Consider the following 24,460-nt stretch of genomic DNA (forward strand, 5'->3'; position numbering starts at 1 on the left):
GAACGAACATGTATTATGAAGTAGTTATTCCGGCTGCGGGGCAGGGGAAACGAATGAAGGCCGGCCGCAATAAGCTTTTTATTGAGCTGAAAAGAATGCCGGTCATTATTCATACACTAAAGGTGTTTGACGCTCATGCTCAGTGCAAACGCATGATCCTAGCGATCAATGAAGAGGAGCGTCAAGACTTTGAAAGGCTTCTCAAGGTACACGCGTTTCAAACGCCTGTTTCACTTGTCAACGGCGGTGAGGAACGTCAGCAAAGTGTATACGAAGGATTAAAGGCTGTGAAAGATGCAGACATCGTGCTTGTTCATGATGGGGCAAGGCCTTTTATTAAGCATACACAGATTGACTTGCTCGTTAAAGCAGCGATTGAAAAGGGCTCCGCGGTTGTAGCGGTACCAGTGAAAGACACAATCAAACGCGTTCAAGAAGGCAAAGTGGAACAAACCATTGAACGTCAGAGCTTGTGGGCAGTCCAGACCCCACAAGCTTTTCGTCATTCTATTTTAAAAGAGGCGCATGAATATGCAGAGCGGACCGGTTTCCTTGGAACAGACGACGCCAGTCTTGTGGAACAATTACATGGTGAAAACGTGTATATTGTCCAAGGAGATTATACCAATATTAAGCTGACGACACCGGATGATTTATTGGTTGCCAAGGCAATTATGGATGCGGAAAGAGGGTACTAGATCATGTTGAGAATAGGACAAGGCTTTGATGTACATCAATTAACAGAGGGAAGACCTTTGATTATCGGCGGGGTCACCATCCCATATGAAAAGGGGCTGCTTGGGCATTCAGACGCTGATGTACTGCTTCACACAGTGGCAGATGCCTGCCTAGGTGCGATTGCTGAAGGAGATATCGGCAGACATTTCCCGGACACAGACCCTGAGTTTAAGGATGCGGATTCTTTTCAATTACTGCAGCATGTGTGGGCACTAGTAAAGGAAAAAGGCTACACACTTGTGAATATTGATTGCACCATCATGGCGCAAAAGCCGAAAATGGCTCCTTATATTCAACCGATGTGTGAGAAGATTGCAGAAGCGCTTGAGGCAGATGTCACACAGGTGAATGTGAAAGCTACGACGACGGAGAAACTCGGATTTACAGGAAGAGGCGAAGGAATTGCCTCTCAGGCAACGGTGCTTCTTCAGAAAAAGTAAAACTCGTTTTGATGAGAATGGGATTTGATGATAAAATACGTTTATAAAAAATTGGTGTCAGGCAACATGATGCAGATGAAAGGAAGTTAAACTCATGGGAAATGAAGTGCGTGTTCGTTATGCACCGAGTCCAACTGGTCATTTACATATTGGGAATGCTAGAACGGCTCTTTTCAACTATTTGTTCGCACGCAGTCAAGGCGGCAAATTTATTATTCGAATCGAAGATACGGATCAAAAGCGTAATGTAGAAGGCGGAGAAGAAAGCCAGCTTCGCCACCTGCAATGGCTCGGTATTGATTGGGATGAGAGCATTGATAAAGATGGTGGCTACGGTCCTTACAGACAGTCAGAGCGTAATGATATTTATAAAAAGTATTATGATGAGCTGCTAGAGAAGGACTTGGCGTATAAGTGCTATTGTACGGCTGAAGAGCTAGAGGAAGAGCGTGAAGCACAAATCGCCCGCAGTGAAATGCCTCGATATTCTGGTAAATGCAGTCATTTATCGAAAGAAGAAGAGGACAAGCTAATCGCTGAAGGAAGAGAGCCAAGTATTCGCTTCCGTGTGCCAAAAGGAGAAATCATCAAATTTGACGACATGGTCAAAGGCGAAATTTCATTTGAGACAGACGGCATCGGTGACTTTGTCATTGTGAAGAAAGATGGTACGCCGACTTATAACTTCGCTGTAGCAGTGGATGATCATTTGATGAAGATGACTCACATTCTCCGCGGAGAGGATCACATTTCGAATACGCCTAAACAAATCATGATCTTCAATGCATTTGGCTGGGATGTTCCGCTATTTGGACATATGACGCTGATTGTGAACGAGAACCGCAAGAAATTAAGCAAGCGTGATGAATCCATTATTCAATTCATCGAGCAATATAAAAACTTGGGCTATTTACCAGAAGCCCTGTTCAACTTCATTGCACTACTTGGATGGTCTCCAGTGGGCGAAGAAGAACTGTTTACAAAAGAGCAATTCATCGACATTTTCGATGTGAATCGACTTTCTAAGTCACCAGCTCTATTCGATATGCATAAACTAAAATGGGTAAATAACCAATACGTGAAAGCACTTGATCTTGATCAGGTTGTTGCGCTAACACTTCCACATCTTCAAAAAGCAGGCAAAGTAAGTGAGCAGCTGTCAGATGAAGAAAACACGTGGGTGCGCAAGCTGATTGCTCTGTATCATGAACAATTAAGCTATGGAGCAGAAATTGTTGAGTTAACAGAGTTGTTCTTTAAGGAGCAAATTGAGTATAATCAAGAGGCAAAGGAAGTTCTAGCAGGGGAGCAAGTACCAGAAGTCATGGCATCATTTGCTGGTCAGCTTGAACGACTTGAGTCTTTCACACCTGATGAAATCAAGGCGGCTATTAAAGCGGTCCAAAAAGAAACAGGGCATAAAGGCAAGAAACTATTCATGCCAATTCGTGTGGCTGTCACAGGACAAACGCATGGTCCAGAACTTCCGCAAAGTATTGAACTACTAGGTAAAGAAACGGTATTAAACCGCATTAAACAAATATAAGGAAATCGTTGCGAGGGAGAAGTACAATGTTTTCGTCCATCACAGAAAGAGTCTTCACCGGCTGAAAGAGACTTATGGGCAGACGTTGGAAATGCACCCTCAAGACCCTTGAGGAACACGAGTATGTAAGTATGCAAGGGCGGTACCCTCCGTTATGGGATGAAGTTGAGAAGGCTGCGAAATGAGGGCTTTCTAAACAGAGTGGAACCGCGTTTTCAAAACGTCTCTGTCATATGGCAGAGGCGTTTTTTATTTGTCCAAAAAAGAGAGCAAGTCCGAAGAGAGATTGATGGGGAGAACGGGGGGAGCATGTGTTTTTCAAAATGCTGAAAGAAGATATTGATACTGTGTTTGATCAAGATCCTGCTGCTAGAAGCTATATTGAAGTAGTGCTAACCTATTCAGGGCTTCATGCGATTTGGGCTCATCGTATCGCGCATGCATTTTATAAGCGGAAGCTGTACTTTCTTGCGCGGATCATTTCTCAGGTCAGCCGATTTTTCACAGGGGTGGAAATTCACCCTGCGGCCACCATTGGCAGGCGCTTCTTCATTGACCACGGTATGGGAGTGGTGATTGGGGAAACATGTGAAATCGGAGACAACGTCACTGTTTTCCAAGGCGTGACATTAGGGGGAACAGGGAAAGAAAAGGGAAAGCGGCACCCGACCATTTTAGACGATGCGCTCATTGCGACAGGTGCAAAGGTGCTTGGTTCCATTACAGTCGGAAAAGGAGCCAAGATCGGAGCGGGATCGGTCGTCTTAAAGGACGTACCTGACCATTCAACGGTTGTCGGTATACCTGGGCGAGTCGTCGTTCAAAATGGTAAGAAAATTAATCGTGATCTCAATCATCAAGATTTGCCAGATCCAATTTCCGATCGTTTCAAAGAATTGGAACGAGAAATGGAAAAGCTAAAAGGTGAGCTGGCTTCATTGAGCAGAAAGGAAGAACAATCATGACAATCAATATTTATAATACATTGACACGTAAGAAAGAGGAATTCGTCCCGCTTGAGCCAGGAAAGGTCAAGATGTATGTGTGCGGACCAACCGTTTATAACTACATTCATATCGGGAATGCAAGACCTGCTATTGTTTATGACACTGTACGTAAGTATTTAGAATACAGCGGCTATGATGTAAACTTTGTCTCAAACTTTACAGATGTGGATGATAAACTCATCAAAGCAGCCAATGAACTCGGAGAAGATGTTCCGACGATTGCTGACCGCTTTATCCAAGCCTACTTTGAAGACGTCAGTGCACTAGGTTGCAAAAAAGCTGATCTTCACCCGCGCGTGACGGAAAATATGGATGATATCATTGCATTTATTGAGACATTAATAGAAAAGGGCTACGCCTATGAAGCAGATGGTGACGTGTATTACAGCACACGCTCATTTGAAGGCTACGGAAAGCTTTCTCACCAGTCGATTGATGAACTGAAGACAGGTGCCCGTATTCGTGTAGGTGAGAAGAAACGAGATGCGCTGGACTTTGCTTTATGGAAGGCTGCAAAGAACCAAGAAATCTCATGGGATAGCCCGTGGGGCGAAGGACGTCCAGGCTGGCACATTGAATGCTCGGCCATGGTTAAAAAATATTTAGGTGATACAATCGATATTCATGCAGGAGGACAGGATTTAACCTTCCCTCACCATGAAAATGAAATCGCTCAATCTGAGGCTTTGACAGGCAAACCATTTGCGAAATATTGGATGCATAACGGTTATATTAATATTGATAATGAGAAAATGTCAAAATCACTTGGCAACTTTGTGCTTGTGCATGACATTGTAAAGGAACAAGATCCTGATGTGCTTCGATTCTTTATGTTGTCGGTTCACTACCGTCATCCAATTAACTACTCAATGGATTTACTAGAGAGTACAAAGAGTGCGTTTAACCGACTCAAAACGTCTTATGCTAATTTACATCATCGCCTTGAAAGCAGCACGAATATCACAGAAGACAATGCTGAATGGTTGGCGAAGGTTGAAGAGCAGAGAGCGACATTTATTTCTGAAATGAATGATGACTTCAATACGGCAAATGCGATTTCTGTTTTATTCGAACTTGCGAAACAGGCGAATTATTATATGGAAAATGATCATACTTCGGAGGAAGTGATCAAGGCATTTATCGGCTTGTTCCAAGAAATCACGTCTGTCCTTGGCTTCTCATTAGAAGAAAAGCATACGCTTGAAAAAGAAGTAGAAGCGTTAATTGAACAACGCAATGAGGCTAGAAGAAATCGTGATTTTGCGCTATCTGATCAAATTCGTGACCAGTTAAAGAGCATGAATATTGTATTGGAGGACACTCCTCAAGGTACTCGCTGGAAAAGAGGAGAATAGGTCATGTTGAATTTTGAAAAGCTGAAAGACGGTAAACAATTGAACGGACTAGCGCTTGCTTATATGGGTGATGCCATTTTTGAAGTCTACGTGAGGCATCACCTCCTCCAAACGGGGGCGACAAAACCAAATGAGCTGCACAAACGAGCAAGCAAAATTGTTTCAGCTAAATCTCAGGCAGCTATTTTATTTACGCTTCAGCAGCAAGGCTTTTTCACTGAAGCAGAAGAAGCGGTGCTGAAAAGAGGAAGAAATGCAAAATCAGGCACAGTGCCTAAAAACACAGACGTTCAAACGTATCGTTATAGTACGGCGTTTGAAGCGCTCATGGGCTATTTATTTATTGAAAAGCAGGACGAACGCTTAGAAGAGCTGATTAGTCAGGCGATTGAAATCGGAACATCAGGGAGGAAGACAAATGAGTCAGCAACATGATTATGTGATTGGGAAAAACGCAGTGATTGAAACACTGAAGTCAGATCGGGAGTTATACAAGCTCTGGATGGCAGAAAACACTGTAAAAGGACAAGCCCAGCAGGTCATTGAACTCGCAAAACAACAAAATATCACCATTCAGTATGTTCCGAGGAAAAAGCTTGATCAAATGGTCACAGGTCAGCACCAGGGAATCGTTGCACAAGTAGCGGCATATGAATATGCAGAATTGGACGATCTATATCAAATCGCTGAAGAGCGGAATGAACAGCCATTTTTTCTTATCTTAGATGAAATTGAAGACCCGCATAATTTAGGTTCTATTATGCGTACAGCAGATGCTGTAGGTGCACACGGGATTGTGATCCCGAAAAGGAGAGCGGTCGGCTTAACGACAACTGTTGCCAAGGCATCTACTGGAGCAATTGAACATATTCCTGTTGCCAAAGTCACCAATCTTTCAAGAGCTCTTGAAGAGATGAAAGAAAGAGGAATCTGGGTCGCGGGAACAGATGCGTCTGCCAAACAGGATTACAGACAATTTGATGGCACGATGCCGCTTGCTCTCGTGATTGGCAGTGAAGGAAAAGGGATTGGCCGATTGATCAAAGAAAAGTGTGATTTTCTAATTAAGCTGCCAATGGCCGGAAAGGTCACTTCGTTAAACGCGTCAGTTGCGGCTAGTCTATTGATGTATGAAGTGTATCGAAAACGTTATCCGTTAGGAGAATAGAGATGGACATCCTCTTAGTCGATGGATACAACATGATAGGTGCATGGCCAAGGCTGCAGCACTTAAAGGAAAACAGCTTTGAAGAAGCCAGAGACATACTGATTCAAAATTTAGCTGAATATCAAGCCTATACAGGGTATCGAGTCATTGTCGTATTCGATGCCCATATGGTCAAAGGAATTGAAAAAAAGCGAATCAATCACCGAGTAGAGGTCATCTTTACGAGAGAGAATGAAACGGCTGATGAGCGGATTGAAAAGCTTGCCCAGGATCTGAATAATATTCGGACGCAGATTCATGTGGCGACCTCAGACTTTACAGAACAATGGGCAATCTTTGGACAAGGAGCTCTTCGGAAGTCGGCTCGAGAGCTTTTAAGAGAGATTGAAGTGATCGAACGAAAGATTGAAACGAGAGTCAAAAAGATTACTTCTGATAAACCAGCATCCAAGATAGAATTGTCAGAAGATGTATTGAAAACGTTTGAAAAATGGCGGCGCGGGAATCTAGAATAGCTTGACGATATTTCAACCATTAATGTATAATATTTCTATCTAGGTGCGGTCGGGGGGATCGAAGTGAATCTAAACAACAGCAAGGATAAATCCATCAGAGAGCAATTTTGCCAGTTGGAAGATGAACAAGTCATTGAAAGGGTTCATGTCGGAGATAGTGATGCGCTAGATTACTTAATAACGAAATACCGAAATTTTGTACGTGCAAAAGCAAGATCTTATTTCTTGATTGGAGCGGATCGAGAGGACATTGTCCAAGAGGGGATGATCGGACTTTATAAGTCTATCCGCGATTTCAGAGAGGACAAGCTTACTTCATTTAAGGCTTTTGCAGAATTATGTATTACCCGCCAAATTATCACCGCAATTAAAACAGCTACTCGCCAAAAACATATCCCGTTAAATTCCTATGTATCATTAGATAAGCCAATATATGATGAAGAATCAGACAGAACATTGTTGGACGTCATTTCCGGTGCTAAAGCGCTTAACCCAGAAGATTTAATCATTAGCAAAGAAGAATTTGATGATATCGAAATGAAGATGGGTGAACTACTAAGCGAGCTGGAAAGAAAGGTTCTTGTGCTTTACCTTGATGGCAGATCCTATCAAGAGATTTCTGAAGATTTAAACCGTCATGTGAAATCAATTGATAACGCACTCCAAAGAGTAAAGAGAAAATTAGAGAAATATTTAGAGCTTCGCGAGATTAGTCTCTAATCAAACCTATATTGACAGCTTTTTCGACACTGTGATAAGGTACTAAGGAAATGATGTCGAGAAAATAGGTGTAAATATGAGGAAAAAGATTACTCTAGCCTGTAAAGACTGCGGAAGCCGCAATTATACGACAATGAAAAGTGATGCTTCAGCAGCTGAAAGATTAGAAGTTAAGAAATATTGCAAGACTTGTAATTCACATAAAACACATTTAGAAACGAAGTAAGATTTGCGTTCTTTAATCTGTGGAGGTCTTTTACAATGCGTATTATCAGTTTCTTAAAAAGTGTCGGAAAAGAAATGAAGAAGGTCAGCTGGCCAAAGAAAAACGAAATGATTCGTTACACAATCACTGTTATTTTAACAGTCGTATTCTTTGCAATCTTTTTCTCTTTTCTTGATATAGGAATCTCACAATTAATCGAATTAATTCATTAATACTTGAATAATGGTCTGCTGAACGTGCTATAATAGATCATAATATGACTTGCCAAAAAACCCGTTTTACGGGTTTTTTCAATTGCTTGAAAATATTTACCGGTACTCGAGATTCGTCAAATAGACATTACGAAATGTGGGGAGGGAAGGACTGAATAGTCCTGAACGAAATGGAAAAGAATTGGTATGTTGTGCATACGTACTCTGGCTATGAAAACAAAGTAAAAGCGAACTTGGAAAAGCGTGTTGAATCAATGGGCATGCAAGATAAGATCTTCCGCGTTGTCGTACCAGAAGAAGAAGAAACAGACATTAAAAATGGTAAGAAAAAAGTTGTCAAAAAGAAAGTATTCCCTGGCTATGTCCTAGTGGAAATCGTGATGACTGACGACTCTTGGTATGTAGTTCGTAATACACCAGGTGTCACAGGGTTCGTTGGATCAGCTGGATCAGGCTCAAAGCCGACAGCGCTACTACCAGGCGAAGCTGAAACCATTCTGAAGAGAATGGGTCTTGAAGAACGTAAAACAGAAATCGACTTTGAATTGAAAGAAACAGTCAAGGTCATCGACGGACCATTTGCTAACTTCACAGGCTCTATCGAAGAGATTGATTACGATAAAAGCAAAGTCAAAGTATTTGTTAATATGTTTGGTAGAGAAACACCCGTGGAACTTGAGTTCACGCAGATCGATAAATTGTAATTCAAAAGAGCTTGAAATGAGTGTATAGAAGTGGTAATATAGCAAAGGTACGTCTTGAGTTCGCTCAAGATCGCTAGCTAGTTATTTCGTCATTCATATAAAGAATGAAGTTGTTGAGTGGGAGGGGGATTCCCCTATTACCACATCACGGACTTTAAGGAGGTGTGTCTCGTGGCTAAAAAAGTAGTTAAAGTTGTTAAATTGCAAATTCCTGCTGGAAAAGCTAACCCAGCTCCACCAGTTGGACCTGCACTAGGTCAAGCCGGTGTTAATATCATGGGATTCTGTAAGGAGTTTAATGCTCGTACAGCTGACCAAGCTGGTCTTATCATTCCTGTTGAAATTTCGGTTTTTGAAGACCGTTCATTTACATTTATTACTAAAACTCCACCTGCTGCAGTTTTACTTAAAAAAGCAGCTGGTATTGAGTCTGGTTCTGGTGAACCTAACCGTAATAAAGTGGCAACTGTTAAGCGTGATAAAGTACGCGAAATCGCGGAAACAAAAATGCCTGACTTAAACGCTGCTAGCGTTGAATCAGCTATGCGCATGGTTGAAGGTACTGCACGCAGTATGGGTATTGTCATCGAAGATTAATTTATTGTCTTGTTGGGTTGCGAGTTTGGTTTTGACAAGTTCGCAACCCTTATTCGTGGGAGGTTATTCCGCTAAAACCACATAAGGAGGATTTTTATAATGGCTAAAAAAGGTAAAAAGTATGTAGAAGCTGCTAAGCTAATCGAACGTACTAAAGCGTATGATGTAGCTGAAGCTGTTTCTCTTACAAAAAAAGCAAATACAGCGAAATTTGATGCGACTGTAGAAGTTGCTTTTCGTTTGGGCGTAGACCCTCGTAAAAACGATCAACAAATCCGCGGTGCAGTTGTACTTCCTAACGGAACTGGTAAAACTCAACGCGTTCTTGTGTTCGCTAAAGGCGAAAAAGCGAAAGAAGCAGAAGCTGCTGGAGCAGACTACGTTGGAGATTCTGATTACATCACTAAAATCCAACAAGGCTGGTTCGAATTCGATGTAATCGTTGCAACACCTGACATGATGGGTGAAGTTGGTAAGATCGGTCGTGTACTTGGACCAAAAGGTCTTATGCCAAACCCTAAAACAGGAACTGTTACATTCGAAGTAGAAAAAGCAATCAATGAAATCAAAGCTGGTAAAGTAGAATACCGCGTTGATAAAGCTGGTAACATCCACGCGCCAATCGGAAAGGTTTCTTTCGAGGACGAAAAGCTTGTTGAGAACTTTGCAACAATCTATGACACAATCCTTAAAGCAAAACCTGCAGCGGCTAAAGGTGTATACGTGAAAAATGTTTCTGTTACATCTACTATGGGCCCTGGCGTGAAAGTGGATCCATCTTCTTTCTCTGCAAAATAAATCTTGACTTATCACAATCATTTTGATAATATCAAAATGTTGTAAAATAGAATATGTCCATTTATACCGTAGACAGCAGGGGCCTTATGGCTTAATTAACCCGCCGAGGTGTATATGTCACAGTCTTACGTTAACGTATGCTTGTATATACAGCCTCCATGTCTTATTGGAGGCTTTTTATATGGAGAACCGTTCGTTAGGAACGTGATGGCCTGATCGGTATAAGTGTTACACAAACAATGTACAGGAGGTGTAACCATGAGCAATGCAATCGATACAAAAAAAGTTGTCGTTGATGAAATTACTTCTAAATTCAAAGATAGCATGTCTACTGTCATTGTAGATTACCGCGGTCTTTCAGTTTCTGAAGTGACTGAACTTCGTAAACAACTTCGTGACGCTGGCGTAGAATTCAAAGTTTACAAAAACACTTTGACTCGCCGTGCAGTTGAACAAGTTGAACTAACAGGTTTAAACGATTTCTTAACAGGTCCAAACGCTATTGCATTCAGTAACGAAGATGTTATCGCACCTGCGAAAATCATCAACGAATTTGCGAAAAGCCACGAAGCTTTAGAAATCAAAGCTGGTGTCATCGAAGGAAACGTAGCGACTGTAGAAGAAGTGAAGGCTCTTGCGGAACTTCCGTCTCGCGAAGGCTTACTATCTATGTTGCTTAGCGTTCTTCAAGCTCCAGTTCGTAACCTTGCTCTTGCTACTAAAGCAGTTGCAGATCAAAAAGAAGAACAAGGCGCTTAATGCGTACTTGACGTAAAAAAACTTAAAATGGAGGAATTACAAATGGCTTTAAATATCGAAGAAATCATTGCTTCAGTTAAAGAAGCAACTGTACTTGAGTTAAACGACTTAGTAAAAGCAATCGAAGAAGAATTTGGCGTAACTGCTGCTGCTCCTGTAGCTGTAGCTGCTGCTGGCGGTGCTGCTGCTGAAGAAAAAACTGATTTTGATCTAGTACTTGCTGGTGCTGGAGACCAAAAAATCAAAGTTATCAAAGTGGTTCGTGAAATCACTGGTCTTGGCTTGAAAGAAGCTAAAGAACTTGTTGACAACACTCCAAAACCACTTAAAGAAGGTATTGCTAAAGAAGAAGCTGAAGAACTTAAAGCTAAGCTTGAAGAAGTTGGCGCTTCTGTAGAAGTTAAGTAATCTTCGCCTAATCTTTTGGGAAAGCTCGCTTTTACTGGCGGGCTTTTTCTTTTCTATTCTCCTGAAACGATTGAATCCAGAGGAGGTCCAATTCACCATGAGTGACCACTATTATACGGAAAAGCCATCAGTGAAAAGCAATAAACAGACATGGGACTTCACCTTGAGAAACCGTACCTTTACTTTTACAAGTGACAGTGGAGTGTTTTCTAAGAAAGAAGTCGACTTTGGTTCGAGGCTTTTAATTGAAGCTTTTGAAGAACCTGACGTGGATGGCGATGTCTTAGATGTCGGTTGCGGTTATGGACCGATTGGCTTATCGTTAGCAAACGAAATGACGAGCCGCACCATTCATATGATTGATGTGAACGAAAGAGCAGTCGAACTTTCAAAGGAAAACGCTAAACATAATCGCATTGATAATGTCCGCATCTATCAAAGTGATTTGTTCTCGAATGTTCATTCATCAGCTGCTTTTGCCTCTATACTGACCAATCCCCCAATACGGGCAGGGAAGAAAGTTGTACATGCGATCTTTGAAAAAAGCGCTGATCATTTATTGCCGGAAGGTGAGTTGTGGGTGGTAATTCAGAAAAAGCAGGGTGGACCATCTGCGATTGAGAAATTAGAACAGCTTTTTGGAGAAGTCGAAGTTGTACTGAAAAAAAAGGGCTACTATATTATCAAAGCTAAAAAAGTTTGACGCAGTTTCCTAGCTGTGTTAACATTATAAAATGCCAATGTGTATATTTTGCTTGATAGGCTTAAAAAACAACTATTTTGTATAAATTATGCATACTTGGGAAAACTAATAAAATCGGTATTTGTTTTTGGATGTGGTTTTCTTATTTTAGAAACCCTTTTTTCTTTTGTCTTGTAAAAGTATTTCTTTACTGACATTTGAAAGGCTGAAATACTTTTTACACATATAATACGCATGATTTGAGGGGTGAATCAGTTGACAGGTCAACTAGTTCAGTATGGACGACACCGCCAGCGCAGAAGCTACGCACGCATAAGCGAAGTGTTAGAATTACCAAATCTCATTGAAATTCAAACCTCTTCTTATCAGTGGTTTCTTGATGAGGGTCTTAGAGAGATGTTTCAAGATATATCCCCAATTGAGGATTTTACTGGTAACCTTTCTCTTGAATTCATTGATTACAGCCTAGGGGATCCTAAGTATCCTGTAGCAGAATCAAAAGAACGTGATGTAACTTACTCTGCTCCACTAAGAGTGAAAGTTCGTTTAATTAACAAAGAAACTGGAGAAGTAAAAGACCAAGATGTGTTCATGGGAGATTTCCCAATCATGACCGACACAGGTACTTTTATCATTAACGGTGCGGAACGTGTAATCGTTTCTCAGTTAGTACGTTCTCCAAGTGTATATTTCAGTGGTAAAGTAGACAAAAACGGTAAAAAAGGTTTTACTGCGACTGTCATTCCAAACCGTGGCGCATGGTTAGAATACGAAACTGATGCGAAGGATGTAGTCTATGTACGCATCGATCGCACACGTAAGTTGCCGGTTACGGTTCTTTTGCGTGCTCTCGGCTTCAGCTCTGATCAAGAGATTCTTGACCTCATTGGCGAGAATGAATACTTACGCAACACGCTGGAAAAAGACAATACAGAGAATGCGGATAAAGCACTTCTCGAAATCTACGAGCGCCTCCGTCCTGGAGAGCCACCAACTGTTGAAAATGCGAAAAGCCTGCTAGACTCTCGCTTCTTCGATCCGAAGAGATATGACCTAGCAAATGTTGGACGCTACAAGATTAATAAAAAGCTTCATATTAAAAATAGACTGTTCAATCAAAAATTGGCTGAAACGTTAGTTGATCCTGAAACAGGTGAAATTCTAGCAGAAAAAGGTCAAATTTTAGACAGAAGAGTTCTTGATAAAGTTCTTCCATACTTAGAAAACGGCATCGGATTTAGAAAGCTTTATCCAAATGGTGGCGTAGTAGAAGATGAAGTAGAACTTCAATCTATTAAGATTTATGCACCGTCTGATCAAGAAGGCGAGCAAGTGATCAACGTGATCGGGAATGCATACGTAGAGGAAGCTGTGAAAAACATCACGCCTTCTGACATCATTGCATCGATCAGTTACTTCTTCAATCTTCTTCATGGTGTAGGTGATACAGATGATATCGATCACCTTGGTAACCGTCGCCTGCGTTCTGTAGGTGAGCTTCTGCAAAACCAATTCCGTATTGGATTAAGCAGAATGGAGCGTGTTGTTCGTGAAAGAATGTCGATCCAAGACACAAACACGATCACACCTCAGCAACTGATCAACATCCGTCCTGTGATCGCTTCTATTAAAGAGTTCTTTGGTAGCTCTCAGCTTTCTCAGTTCATGGATCAAACAAACCCGCTTGCTGAATTGACGCACAAACGTCGTCTATCAGCGCTTGGGCCTGGTGGTTTGACACGTGAGCGTGCAGGAATGGAAGTTCGTGACGTTCACTACTCTCACTATGGTCGTATGTGTCCGATTGAAACACCAGAGGGTCCAAACATTGGTTTGATCAATTCTCTATCTTCATTTGCAAAAGTAAATCGTTTCGGCTTTATTGAAACACCTTACCGTCGGGTTGATCCTGAAACAGGTAAAGTGACGCCGAGAATCGACTACTTAACTGCTGATGAAGAGGATAACTACGTAGTAGCACAAGCGAACGCTCTTCTAGCTGATGATGGTTCGTTTATCGATGATAATATCATTGCTCGTTTCAGAGGGGAAAACACCGTTGTTCCTCGAAACCGCGTTGACTACATGGACGTTTCGCCAAAGCAGGTTGTTTCTGCAGCGACAGCATGTATCCCATTCTTAGAGAACGATGACTCTAACCGTGCTCTAATGGGAGCGAACATGCAACGTCAGGCTGTGCCTTTGATGCAGCCGGAATCACCGATTGTTGGTACAGGTATGGAGTATGTATCAGGTAAAGACTCTGGTGCTGCTGTCATCTGCCGCTACCCAGGTGTTGTAGAACGTGTTGAAGCAAAAAATATTTGGGTTCGCCGCTATGAAGATGTTGACGGACAACAAGTCAAAGGAAACCTAGACAAATACAGCTTGCTGAAATTTGTCCGCTCTAACCAAGGGACTTGCTACAACCAACGTCCAATCGTAAGTGTTGGAGATGAAGTCGTAAAAGGAGAAATTCTTGCAGACGGTCCTTCAATGGAAAAAGGTGAATTGGCTCTAGGACGTAACGTCATGGTTGGCTTCATGACTTGGGACGGTTATAACTACGAGGATGCGATCATCATGAGTGAGCGCCTTGTAAAAGATGACGTCTACACGTCTATTCATATTGAAGAATATGAATCAGAAGCTCGTGATACAAAGCTTGGACCGGAAGAAATCACTCGTGATATTCCAAACGTTGGGGAAGATGCTTTACGCAACCTTGACGAGCGTGGAATCATCCGTATCGGTGCAGAAGTAAAAGACGGAGACCTTCTTGTAGGAAAAGTAACGCCTAAAGGTGTAACAGAACTAACCGCTGAAGAACGTCTATTACATGCAATCTTTGGTGAAAAGGCTCGTGAAGTACGTGATACGTCTCTACGTGTTCCACACGGCGGCGGCGGAATTATCCACGACGTCAAAGTCTTTAACCGTGAAGATGGAGATGAATTACCTCCGGGCGTTAACCAGTTAGTCCGCGTATACATCGTTCAGAAGCGTAAAATTTCTGAAGGTGATAAAATGGCCGGACGACACGGTAACAAAGGGGTTATCTCTAAAATCCTTCCAGAAGAAGATATGCCGTATCTTCCAGATGGAACACCGATCGATATCATGTTAAACCCTCTAGGGGTACCATCTCGTATGAACATCGGTCAGGTACTTGAGCTTCATATGGGTATGGCTGCACGTTACCTTGGCATCCACATTGCGTCACCAGTATTTGATGGTGCGCGCGAGGAAGATGTTTGGGAAACGCTTGAAGAGGCAGGTATGTCTCGTGATGCGAAAACAGTCCTTTATGACGGTCGAACTGGTGAACCATTCGATAACCGTGTATCAGTCGGAATCATGTACATGATCAAACTGGCTCACATGGTTGACGATAAACTTCACGCTCGTTCAACTGGACCATACTCACTTGTTACGCAGCAGCCACTTGGCGGTAAAGCACAGTTTGGTGGTCAGCGTTTCGGAGAGATGGAAGTATGGGCACTTGAAGCTTACGGTGCAGCATACACACTTCAAGAGATCTTAACAGTTAAATCGGATGACGTGGTGGGTCGTGTGAAAACATACGAAGCCATCGTTAAAGGGGATAACGTCCCTGAACCAGGTGTCCCTGAATCATTCAAAGTGTTAATTAAAGAACTTCAAAGTTTAGGTATGGATGTCAAAATCCTATCTGGCGATGAAGAAGAGATAGAAATGAGAGATTTAGAAGACGATGAGGAAACGAAGAAAGCAGACGGATTAGCGTTATCTAATGACGAAGATGCTGCAGACCTCACTCCTGTCGATCTTGAACGTGACGCAGTCACAAAAGAATAGCAGAAACGATTAGAGCAAGTGACTAGGGTATAACCCGAAGATTAAAAGGGAGGTAGGCCCCTTGCTAGATGTGAACAATTTTGAGTATATGAACATCGGTCTCGCATCACCTGATAAAATCCGTTCTTGGTCTTTTGGTGAAGTGAAAAAGCCTGAAACGATTAACTATCGTACACTGAAACCTGAAAAAGATGGTCTCTTTTGTGAACGTATCTTCGGACCGCAAAAAGACTGGGAATGTCATTGTGGAAAGTATAAACGCGTTCGTTATAAGGGTGTTGTATGTGACCGTTGTGGTGTAGAAGTAACACGGGCAAAAGTCCGTCGTGAGAGAATGGGGCATATCGAACTGGCTGCCCCAGTTTCCCACATTTGGTATTTCAAAGGTATCCCAAGCCGTATGGGTCTTGTTCTTGATATGTCACCACGTGCGTTAGAAGAAGTGATTTATTTCGCTTCTTACGTTGTGACAGATCCGGGCAACACACCGCTTGAGAAGAAACAACTTCTTTCTGAGAAGGAATTCCGTGCTTATTTAGATAAATACGGTAATACATTCTCAGCAGCTATGGGTGCAGAAGCAATCAATAAACTTCTTCAAGATATCGATCTTGTAAAAGAAGTAGATACACTGAAAGAAGAGCTGAAAACGGCTCAAGGGCAGCGTCGTACACGTGCGATTAAACGCCTTGAAGTGCTCGAAGCCTTCCGTAACTCAGGAAACAAACCATCATGGATGATTCTTGATGTACTTCCGGTTATTCCGCCAGAATTACGTCCAATGGTTCAGCTTGATGGTGGACGTTTTGCTACTTCTGACTTAAACGACCTTTATCGTCGTGTCATCAACCGTAACAATCGTCTGAAACGTTTATTAGATCTTGGCGCGCCAAGCATCATCGTTCAGAACGAGAAGCGTATGCTTCAAGAAGCTGTCGATGCCTTGATTGATAATGGACGTAGAGGCCGACCAGTAACAGGACCAGGAAACAGACCATTGAAATCTCTTTCTCATATGCTGAAAGGGAAACAAGGACGTTTCCGTCAAAACTTGCTTGGTAAACGTGTTGACTATTCTGGACGTTCCGTTATCGTCGTAGGACCACATTTGAAAATGTATCAGTGTGGACTTCCGAAAGAAATGGCTCTTGAACTATTCAAACCATTCGTGATGAAGGAGCTTGTTGAAAAAGGTTTAGCTCACAACATCAAGAGTGCGAAGCGTAAAATTGAGCGCGTGCAGCCGGAAGTATGGGATGTTTTAGAATCAGTAATTCGTGAGCATCCAGTTTTACTAAACCGTGCACCGACTCTTCACAGACTTGGTATTCAAGCGTTTGAACCTACACTTGTGGAAGGACGCGCAATTCGTCTGCATCCACTTGTATGTACAGCCTACAACGCTGACTTTGACGGTGACCAAATGGCGGTTCACGTACCATTATCTGCTGAGGCTCAAGCTGAAGCTCGTATCTTAATGCTTGCTGCTCAAAACATTTTGAACCCGAAAGATGGAAAACCTGTTGTTACGCCATCTCAGGATATGGTGCTTGGTAACTACTACCTTACACTTGAGCGTAAAGGTGCTATCGGAGAAGGTATGGTCTTCAAAGATACTAACGAAGCCCTTCTAGCTTATCAAAATGGGTATGTACATCTTCATACACGTGTAGCTGTTGCAGCTAACTCGTTGAAGAATGTGACATTTACTGATGAACAGCGTTCTAAATTGTTGATTACAACAGTTGGAAAACTGATCTTTAACGAAATCTTACCGGAATCATTCCCTTACATGAATGAGCCGACAAAGAGCAATATTGAAGAAAAAACGCCTGACCGCTTCTTCCTTGAAAAAGGTGAAGATGTCAAAGCTACGATCGAGAAACAAGAAATCAATGCGCCGTTCAAAAAAGGTATTTTAGGTAAAATCATTGCGGAAATCTTTAAGAGATTCCATATCACTGAGACATCTAAAATGCTTGACCGCATGAAAAATCTTGGTTTCAAATACTCTACTAAAGCGGGTATTACGGTTGGGGTGTCTGATATCGTCGTATTAGATGATAAGCAGAAGATCCTCGAAGAAGCGCAAGCAAAAGTAGATAACGTCATGAAGCAATTCAGACGTGGTTTGATTACTGAAGAAGAGCGTTACGAGAGAGTTATTTCGATCTGGAGTTCTTCTAAAGATGTCATCCAAGGTAAACTGATGAAGTCCCTTGATGAAGTCAACCCAATCTACATGATGAGTGACTCTGGAGCGCGTGGTAACGCATCTAACTTCACTCAGCTAGCTGGTATGCGTGGTCTGATGGCCAACCCGGCTGGACGTATCATTGAACTTCCGATCAAATCTAGTTTCCGTGAAGGATTAACTGTATTGGAATACTTTATTTCCACTCACGGAGCGCGTAAAGGTCTTGCCGATACAGCCCTTAAAACAGCTGATTCAGGTTACCTCACGCGTCGTCTCGTCGACGTTGCACAGGATGTTATCATCCGTGAAACTGATTGCGGTACAGACCGTGGTATCTTGGCGAAGTCCATTAGAGAAGGAAATGAAATTATTGAGAAACTTGAAGAACGTCTCATTGGACGTTTTGCAAGAAAACCAATTGTCCATCCTGAAACGGGCGAAGTCATTGTTGGCGAAAACGAACTAATTGATGAAGATAAAGCACTTGAAGTAGTTGAAGCAGGAATTGAGGAAGTATGGATCCGTTCTGCATTTACATGTAACACGCCTCATGGTGTATGTAAACGATGCTACGGCCGTAACCTTGCAACTGGTACTGACGTTGAAGTCGGTGAAGCAGTTGGAATCATCGCTGCTCAATCAATCGGTGAGCCAGGAACACAGCTTACAATGCGTACGTTCCACACCGGTGGGGTAGCAGGAGACGATATCACACAAGGTTTACCTCGTATCCAAGAGCTATTTGAAGCGCGTAATCCGAAAGGGCAAGCGACCATTTCTGAAATTGATGGTGTCGTTGCTGAAATTAACGATGTTCGTGACAAGCAGCAGGAAATTGTGGTTCAAGGCGACGTTGAAACTCGTTCTTACACAGCTCCTTACAATGCACGTCTGAAAGTTGTTGAAGGTGACAAAGTCACTCGTGGTCAAGTACTGACAGAAGGTTCGATCGATCCGAAAGAACTTCTTAAAGTGACTGACATGACAGCTGTTCAAGAATATCTGCTTCATGAAGTACAAAAAGTATACCGTATGCAAGGGGTAGAAATCGGAGATAAGCACGTTGAGGTAATGGTTCGCCAAATGCTTCGTAAAGTGCGTGTCGCTGATGCAGGGGATACAGATGTATTACCAGGCACACTTCTTGATGTACATCAATTCACTGAAGCGAACAAAAAAGTACTATTCGAAGGCAAGCGCCCTGCAACAGGCCGCCCAGTTCTTCTTGGTATTACAAAAGCATCGCTTGAAACAGACTCATTCTTGTCTGCAGCATCCTTCCAAGAAACGACTCGTGTCCTAACAGATGCGGCGATCAAAGGAAAACGTGATGAACTGCTTGGCTTGAAAGAGAATGTGATCATCGGTAAACTTGTTCCAGCTGGAACAGGAATGCCAAACTACCGTAAAGTTAAGCCGGTTTCACAAGTGCAGCCGTCTGACGATATGGTGCCTGTAGAGTAATCTTTCTCGTGAGATTTCAATAAAATCATCAAAAAATGGTGAAGGATGTCAAGATAATCTGTCATATGATATTGACATCTTTCTGCCATGATGATAATATAACCAAGGTGCTCAAAATAAAACCTGTTACTTTGGAGGATATTCGATGTCTTATGATAAAGTATCACAGGCTCAATCCATTATTATTGGTACGAAGCAAACAGTAAAAGCTCTGAAACGAGATTCAGTAAAGGAAATCGTCGTAGCGAAGGATGCTGACCCTGCTTTAACAGCTAGTGTAACAAAACTAGCGCAAGAGAAGGGTGTAGACATTTTAGTGGTAGATTCCATGAAAAAGCTCGGCAAAGCCTGCGGAATTGAAGTTGGGGCAGCAGCTGTTGCCATTATGTTATAGCGTACTTGTTTTGTTTTTGCATGTGTAAATGCAAAAGCATTGTTTTTTGCCTTTTGATGAACCACCTGGGTATGTGGGTTATAAAAAAAGCAACGAAGGGAGGAATAACAACATGCCTACAATTAATCAGCTAATACGCAAAGGACGCGTGAGTAAAGTTGAAAACTCAAAGTCTCCTGCACTTAACAAAGGATACAACAGTTTCAAAAAAGAGCACACTAACGTAACATCTCCACAGAAGCGCGGGGTTTGTACTCGTGTCGGCACAATGACACCGAAAAAACCAAACTCAGCACTACGTAAATATGCTCGTGTACGTTTGTCTAACCTGATTGAGGTAACAGCTTACATTCCTGGTATCGGACATAATCTACAAGAGCACAGTGTAGTACTTATCCGTGGCGGACGTGTAAAAGACTTACCGGGTGTACGTTACCACATCGTTCGTGGTGCGCTTGATACTGCCGGAGTTGACGGTCGTATGCAAGGACGTTCTAAATACGGAACAAAACGCCCTAAACAAAGCAAATAATACAAACAAACATAAGGGTTTTTAGAAGTTGATATCAGATCAGTGGAGTCAGGCAACTGACAATGATATTGAGATGAGAGACAGATAGAAATCCTTTTAAATGAGAAGGGAGGCTATCAGATGCCACGTAAAGGTCCTGTAGCAAAAAGAGACGTATTGCCAGATCCAATTTACAATTCTAAACTTGTATCTCGTTTGATCAACAAAATGATGATCGACGGTAAAAGAGGAAAGTCACAAACTATTCTCTACAAGTCATTTGATATCATCAAAGAACGTACTGGTAATGAAGCGATGGAGGTTTTCGAACAAGCCTTGAAAAACATCATGCCAGTTCTTGAAGTTAAAGCACGTCGTGTAGGTGGAGCTAACTACCAAGTTCCTGTAGAAGTTCGCCCAGACCGTCGTACGACTTTAGGTCTTCGCTGGTTAGTAAACTACGCTCGTCTTCGTGGAGAAAAAACGATGGAAGAGCGTCTTGCTAACGAAATCCTTGATGCAGCTAACAACACTGGTGCTGCTGTTAAGAAACGTGAAGATACACACAAAATGGCAGAAGCGAACAAAGCATTCGCTCACTACCGCTGGTAGGATTTATACCAAACTAAAAAAACTATTCCCTAATAAGGAAGGAGAAATTACCCAATGGCAAGAGAGTTCTCCTTAGACAAAACTCGTAATATTGGTATCATGGCTCACATCGATGCCGGTAAAACGACAACGACTGAGCGTATCTTATACTACACTGGTCGTATCCATAAAATTGGTGAAACTCACGAAGGAGCTTCCCAAATGGACTGGATGGAGCAGGAGCAAGAACGTGGTATTACAATCACTTCTGCTGCTACTACAGCACAATGGAAAGGTTACCGTGTAAACATCATTGATACACCAGGACACGTAGACTTCACTGTTGAAGTTGAACGTTCTTTACGTGTACTTGATGGTGCGGTAGCAGTTCTTGATGCACAATCAGGTGTAGAGCCTCAAACTGAAACAGTTTGGCGCCAAGCAACAACTTACGGAGTACCTCGTATCGTATTCGTTAACAAAATGGATAAAACCGGTGCGGACTTCCTTTACTCTGTAAGTACATTAAGAGATCGTCTTCAAGCGAACGCTCATGCAATTCAATTGCCGATCGGCGCTGAAGATCAATTCGAAGGAATCATCGACCTTGTAGATAACGTAGCATACTTCTACGAAGATGACCTTGGAACTCGCTCTGATGCACAAGAAATCCCTGCTGAGTATAAAGACAAAGCTGAAGAGCTTCGCAACAGCCTTATTGAAGCTGTCGCTGAGCTTGATGAAGAGCTTATGGAAAAATACCTTGAGGGTGAAGAAATTACAATTCCTGAATTGAAAGCTGCAATCCGTAAAGGAACGTTGAATGTTGAATTCTACCCAGTTCTTGTTGGATCTGCTTTCAAAAACAAAGGTGTTCAGCTTGTACTTGATGCTGTGCTTGATTACCTTCCTGCACCAACTGATGTTGCTGCAATCAAAGGTATCCTGCCAGATTCAAATGAAGAGGTTGTTCGTGAGTCTACTGATGACGCACCATTCTCAGCTCTTGCATTTAAAGTTATGACTGACCCTTATGTTGGGAAACTAACTTTCTTCCGCGTATACTCTGGAACACTTGCTTCAGGTTCATACGTGAAGAACTCTTCTAAGAACAAGCGTGAGCGTGTTGGACGTATCCTTCAAATGCACGCAAACAGCCGTGAAGAAATCTCTACTGTATATGCAGGGGATATCGCAGCAGCTGTTGGTCTTAAAGATACATCTACTGGTGACACTCTTTGTGATGAGAAAGATACTGTTATCCTTGAGTCTATGGAATTCCCAGAGCCAGTTATCGATGTAGCTATCGAGCCTAAATCAAAGGCTGACCAAGATAAAATGGGTATCGCTTTAGCTAAACTAGCTGAAGAGGATCCAACATTCCGTACACAAACAAACCCTGAAACTGGTCAAACGATCATCTCTGGTATGGGTGAGCTTCACCTTGACATCATTGTTGACCGTATGAAGCGTGAGTTCAAGGTTGAAGCTAACGTAGGTGCTCCTCAAGTTGCGTACCGTGAAACATTCCGTTCTGGTGCAAAAGTTGAAGGTAAATTCGTACGTCAGTCTGGTGGACGTGGTCAGTTCGGACACGTTTGGATCGAATTCGAACCAAACGAAGAAGGCGCAGGCTTCGAATTCCAAAATGCAATCGTCGGTGGGGTTGTTCCACGTGAATACATTCCAGCAATTCAAGCAGGTCTTGAAGATTCACTTGAAAATGGTGTGTTAGCTGGATTCCCATTAATCGACATCAAAGCAAAATTATTTGATGGATCTTACCACGATGTTGACTCGAACGAAATGGCGTTTAAAATTGCTGCATCTATGGCATTGAAAAATGCTGTCAGCAAATGTAACCCAGTTCTACTTGAGCCAATGATGAAAGTGGAAGTCGTTATCCCTGAAGAATACATGGGAGACATCATGGGTGATATCACATCTCGTCGTGGACGTGTAGAAGGTATGGAAGCTCGCGGTAACGCTCAAGTTGTTCGCGCAATGGTTCCACTTTCTGAAATGTTCGGATATGCAACTTCACTCCGTTCTAACACACAAGGACGCGGTACTTTCACTATGCACATGGATCACTACGAAGAAGTGCCTAAGAGCATCAGTGAAGAAATCATCAAAAAAAATAAAGGTGAATAATTGATTTTGCCTTTAAACTAAAGTATAACTACTATTGAAGATCAGAAAGTGACAGGTAACTCTTCACTTTCTATCACTCTATACCAAATACAATGAACCTTTAAGGAGGATTTTTAGAATGGCTAAAGAAAAATTCGACCGTTCCAAATCGCATGCTAACATTGGTACAATTGGACACGTTGACCATGGTAAAACAACTCTAACTGCTGCTATCTCAACAGTTCTTCATAAGAAATCTGGTAAAGGTACGGCTATGGCTTATGACCAAATCGATGGTGCTCCAGAAGAGCGCGAGCGTGGAATCACAATCTCAACTGCACACGTTGAGTATGAAACTGAAACTCGTCACTATGCACACGTAGACTGCCCAGGACACGCTGACTATGTTAAAAACATGATCACTGGTGCTGCTCAAATGGACGGCGCGATCTTAGTAGTATCTGCTGCTGATGGTCCAATGCCACAAACACGTGAGCACATCCTACTTTCTCGTAACGTAGGTGTACCATACATCGTAGTATTCCTTAACAAATGTGACATGGTTGACGATGAAGAGTTACTTGAACTTGTTGAAATGGAAGTTCGTGACCTTCTTTCTGACTATGACTTCCCTGGTGACGATGTTCCAGTTATCAAAGGTTCTGCTCTTAAAGCTCTTGAAGGAGATGCTGATTACGAAGCAAAAATCTTTGAACTTATGGACGCGGTTGATGAGTACATCCCAACTCCAGAACGTGACACTGAGAAGCCATTCATGATGCCAGTTGAGGACGTATTCTCAATCACTGGTCGTGGAACAGTTGCTACTGGTCGTGTTGAGCGTGGACAAGTTAAAGTCGGTGACGAAGTTGAAATCATCGGTCTTCAAGAAGAAAACGGTAAAACAACTGTTACAGGTGTTGAAATGTTCCGTAAGCTTCTTGACTATGCTGAAGCTGGTGACAACATCGGTGCACTACTTCGTGGTGTATCTCGTGAAGATATCCAACGTGGTCAAGTACTTGCTAAACCAGGTACAATCACTCCACATAGCCGTTTCAAAGCTGAAGTTTATGTACTTTCTAAAGAAGAGGGTGGACGTCATACTCCATTCTTCGCTAACTACCGTCCGCAGTTCTACTTCCGTACAACTGACGTAACTGGTATCGTACATCTTCCAGAAGGTACTGAAATGGTTATGCCTGGCGATAACACTGAGATGGAAGTTGAACTTATCTCTACTATCGCTATCGAAGAAGGAACTCGTTTCTCTATCCGTGAGGGTGGACGTACTGTAGGTTCTGGCGTCGTTTCATCTATCATTAAGTAATAAAACATATAAAAGAGACTCCTTGCAAAAGGGTCTCTTTTTTTGCTTTTCCAGATCAGAACGGCTACTATAAGCTATAGAATCTAAATGGAACCGAGAGGATCACT

24 protein-coding genes and 2 other annotated features are annotated in these 24,460 nt (G+C 42.4%); all 24 genes read left to right on the forward strand.

Going from position 1 to position 24,460, the window contains the following annotated elements:
* Window positions 1-8: 8 nt before the first annotated feature.
* The 24 genes from ispD to tuf all read left to right on the forward strand — a co-directional run bounded on the left by ispD (window position 9) and on the right by tuf (window position 24,353).
* Entirely contained in the window at window positions 9-698 is a 690-nt protein-coding gene (gene ispD, locus MKX52_RS00605) for a 2-C-methyl-D-erythritol 4-phosphate cytidylyltransferase (protein ID WP_012008688.1), read from the forward strand.
* Window positions 699-701: 3 nt separating this feature from the next.
* Window positions 702-1,178 carry a 2-C-methyl-D-erythritol 2,4-cyclodiphosphate synthase gene (gene ispF / locus MKX52_RS00610; protein ID WP_012008689.1) on the forward strand — a complete coding sequence of 159 codons (477 nt, stop codon included), beginning with the start codon at window positions 702-704 and terminating at the stop codon, window positions 1,176-1,178.
* A 94-nt stretch (window positions 1,179-1,272) separates the two neighbouring features.
* Window positions 1,273-2,724: a glutamate--tRNA ligase gene (gene gltX, locus MKX52_RS00615; protein WP_342491261.1), complete on the forward strand. Its 1,452-nt coding sequence runs from the start codon at window positions 1,273-1,275 to the stop codon at window positions 2,722-2,724.
* Window positions 2,724-2,955 (forward strand) — a binding site (T-box leader). Its footprint overlaps the gene before it by 1 nt.
* Before the next feature lie 80 nt (window positions 2,956-3,035).
* Window positions 3,036-3,689 carry a serine O-acetyltransferase gene (gene cysE / locus MKX52_RS00620; protein ID WP_012008691.1) on the forward strand — a complete coding sequence of 218 codons (654 nt, stop codon included), beginning with the start codon at window positions 3,036-3,038 and terminating at the stop codon, window positions 3,687-3,689.
* Window positions 3,686-5,086, forward strand: a complete 1,401-nt coding sequence (cysS, locus tag MKX52_RS00625) for a cysteine--tRNA ligase (protein WP_342491262.1) — start codon at window positions 3,686-3,688, stop codon at window positions 5,084-5,086. Before cysE ends, cysS begins: the two co-directional genes overlap by 4 nt.
* 3 nt (window positions 5,087-5,089) lie before the next feature.
* The gene (locus MKX52_RS00630) at window positions 5,090-5,521 is read left to right on the forward strand and encodes a Mini-ribonuclease 3 (RefSeq protein WP_003217007.1); all 432 of its coding nucleotides are present in this window, start codon (window positions 5,090-5,092) and stop codon (window positions 5,519-5,521) included.
* Complete coding sequence (rlmB, locus tag MKX52_RS00635; RefSeq protein ID WP_342491263.1) at window positions 5,505-6,254, forward strand: 23S rRNA (guanosine(2251)-2'-O)-methyltransferase RlmB; 750 nt, start codon at window positions 5,505-5,507, stop codon at window positions 6,252-6,254. Before MKX52_RS00630 ends, rlmB begins: the two co-directional genes overlap by 17 nt.
* 2 nt (window positions 6,255-6,256) lie before the next feature.
* Window positions 6,257-6,769, forward strand: a complete 513-nt coding sequence (gene rae1 / locus MKX52_RS00640) for a ribosome-dependent mRNA decay endonuclease Rae1/YacP (protein WP_003216949.1) — start codon at window positions 6,257-6,259, stop codon at window positions 6,767-6,769.
* Window positions 6,770-6,832: 63 nt separating this feature from the next.
* Window positions 6,833-7,489 (forward strand): RNA polymerase sporulation sigma factor SigH, encoded by a 657-nt coding sequence (sigH, locus tag MKX52_RS00645; RefSeq protein WP_003217132.1) that lies wholly within the window; start codon window positions 6,833-6,835, stop codon window positions 7,487-7,489.
* Window positions 7,490-7,565: 76 nt separating this feature from the next.
* Window positions 7,566-7,715, forward strand: coding sequence for a 50S ribosomal protein L33 (gene rpmG, locus MKX52_RS00650; RefSeq protein ID WP_012008694.1), 150 nt, complete (start codon window positions 7,566-7,568; stop codon window positions 7,713-7,715).
* Between the two features lie 35 nt (window positions 7,716-7,750).
* Complete coding sequence (secE, locus tag MKX52_RS00655; protein WP_003216942.1) at window positions 7,751-7,927, forward strand: preprotein translocase subunit SecE; 177 nt, start codon at window positions 7,751-7,753, stop codon at window positions 7,925-7,927.
* 170 nt (window positions 7,928-8,097) lie between these two features.
* Window positions 8,098-8,631: a transcription termination/antitermination protein NusG gene (gene nusG, locus MKX52_RS00660; protein WP_003217197.1), complete on the forward strand. Its 534-nt coding sequence runs from the start codon at window positions 8,098-8,100 to the stop codon at window positions 8,629-8,631.
* A gap of 171 nt (window positions 8,632-8,802) precedes the next feature.
* Window positions 8,803-9,228, forward strand: coding sequence for a 50S ribosomal protein L11 (gene rplK / locus MKX52_RS00665; RefSeq protein ID WP_003216956.1), 426 nt, complete (start codon window positions 8,803-8,805; stop codon window positions 9,226-9,228).
* 99 nt (window positions 9,229-9,327) lie between these two features.
* Window positions 9,328-10,026: a 50S ribosomal protein L1 gene (rplA, locus tag MKX52_RS00670; protein WP_007496292.1), complete on the forward strand. Its 699-nt coding sequence runs from the start codon at window positions 9,328-9,330 to the stop codon at window positions 10,024-10,026.
* A 48-nt stretch (window positions 10,027-10,074) separates the two neighbouring features.
* Window positions 10,075-10,215 (forward strand) — a sequence feature (ribosomal protein L10 leader region).
* Between the two features lie 69 nt (window positions 10,216-10,284).
* Window positions 10,285-10,785, forward strand: a complete 501-nt coding sequence (rplJ, locus tag MKX52_RS00675) for a 50S ribosomal protein L10 (RefSeq protein WP_003217048.1) — start codon at window positions 10,285-10,287, stop codon at window positions 10,783-10,785.
* A 42-nt stretch (window positions 10,786-10,827) separates the two neighbouring features.
* Entirely contained in the window at window positions 10,828-11,193 is a 366-nt protein-coding gene (gene rplL, locus MKX52_RS00680; RefSeq protein ID WP_003216952.1) for a 50S ribosomal protein L7/L12, read from the forward strand.
* Between the two features lie 97 nt (window positions 11,194-11,290).
* Window positions 11,291-11,896 (forward strand): class I SAM-dependent methyltransferase, encoded by a 606-nt coding sequence (locus MKX52_RS00685; RefSeq protein ID WP_044139657.1) that lies wholly within the window; start codon window positions 11,291-11,293, stop codon window positions 11,894-11,896.
* Between the two features lie 255 nt (window positions 11,897-12,151).
* A complete protein-coding gene (gene rpoB / locus MKX52_RS00690) occupies window positions 12,152-15,733 on the forward strand; it encodes a DNA-directed RNA polymerase subunit beta (protein WP_151020917.1) in 3,582 nt (1,193 codons plus the stop codon).
* A 61-nt stretch (window positions 15,734-15,794) separates the two neighbouring features.
* Window positions 15,795-19,394: a DNA-directed RNA polymerase subunit beta' gene (gene rpoC / locus MKX52_RS00695; protein WP_012008699.1), complete on the forward strand. Its 3,600-nt coding sequence runs from the start codon at window positions 15,795-15,797 to the stop codon at window positions 19,392-19,394.
* Between the two features lie 145 nt (window positions 19,395-19,539).
* On the forward strand, window positions 19,540-19,788 hold the full coding sequence (locus MKX52_RS00700) for a 50S ribosomal protein L7ae-like protein (protein WP_003216985.1): 249 nt from the start codon (window positions 19,540-19,542) through the stop codon (window positions 19,786-19,788).
* 112 nt (window positions 19,789-19,900) lie between these two features.
* A complete protein-coding gene (gene rpsL / locus MKX52_RS00705) occupies window positions 19,901-20,320 on the forward strand; it encodes a 30S ribosomal protein S12 (RefSeq protein WP_003216962.1) in 420 nt (139 codons plus the stop codon).
* Window positions 20,321-20,440: 120 nt separating this feature from the next.
* Window positions 20,441-20,911: a 30S ribosomal protein S7 gene (gene rpsG, locus MKX52_RS00710; RefSeq protein WP_003216884.1), complete on the forward strand. Its 471-nt coding sequence runs from the start codon at window positions 20,441-20,443 to the stop codon at window positions 20,909-20,911.
* Between the two features lie 54 nt (window positions 20,912-20,965).
* Entirely contained in the window at window positions 20,966-23,044 is a 2,079-nt protein-coding gene (fusA, locus tag MKX52_RS00715) for an elongation factor G (RefSeq protein WP_044139654.1), read from the forward strand.
* 118 nt (window positions 23,045-23,162) lie between these two features.
* Window positions 23,163-24,353 (forward strand): elongation factor Tu, encoded by a 1,191-nt coding sequence (tuf, locus tag MKX52_RS00720; RefSeq protein WP_012008701.1) that lies wholly within the window; start codon window positions 23,163-23,165, stop codon window positions 24,351-24,353.
* The last annotated feature ends 107 nt before the right edge of the window (window positions 24,354-24,460 follow it).

Source organism: Bacillus sp. FSL R5-0422 (genome assembly GCF_038610765.1).
Classification (GTDB): Bacteria; Bacillota; Bacilli; order Bacillales; family Bacillaceae; genus Bacillus; species Bacillus pumilus_O.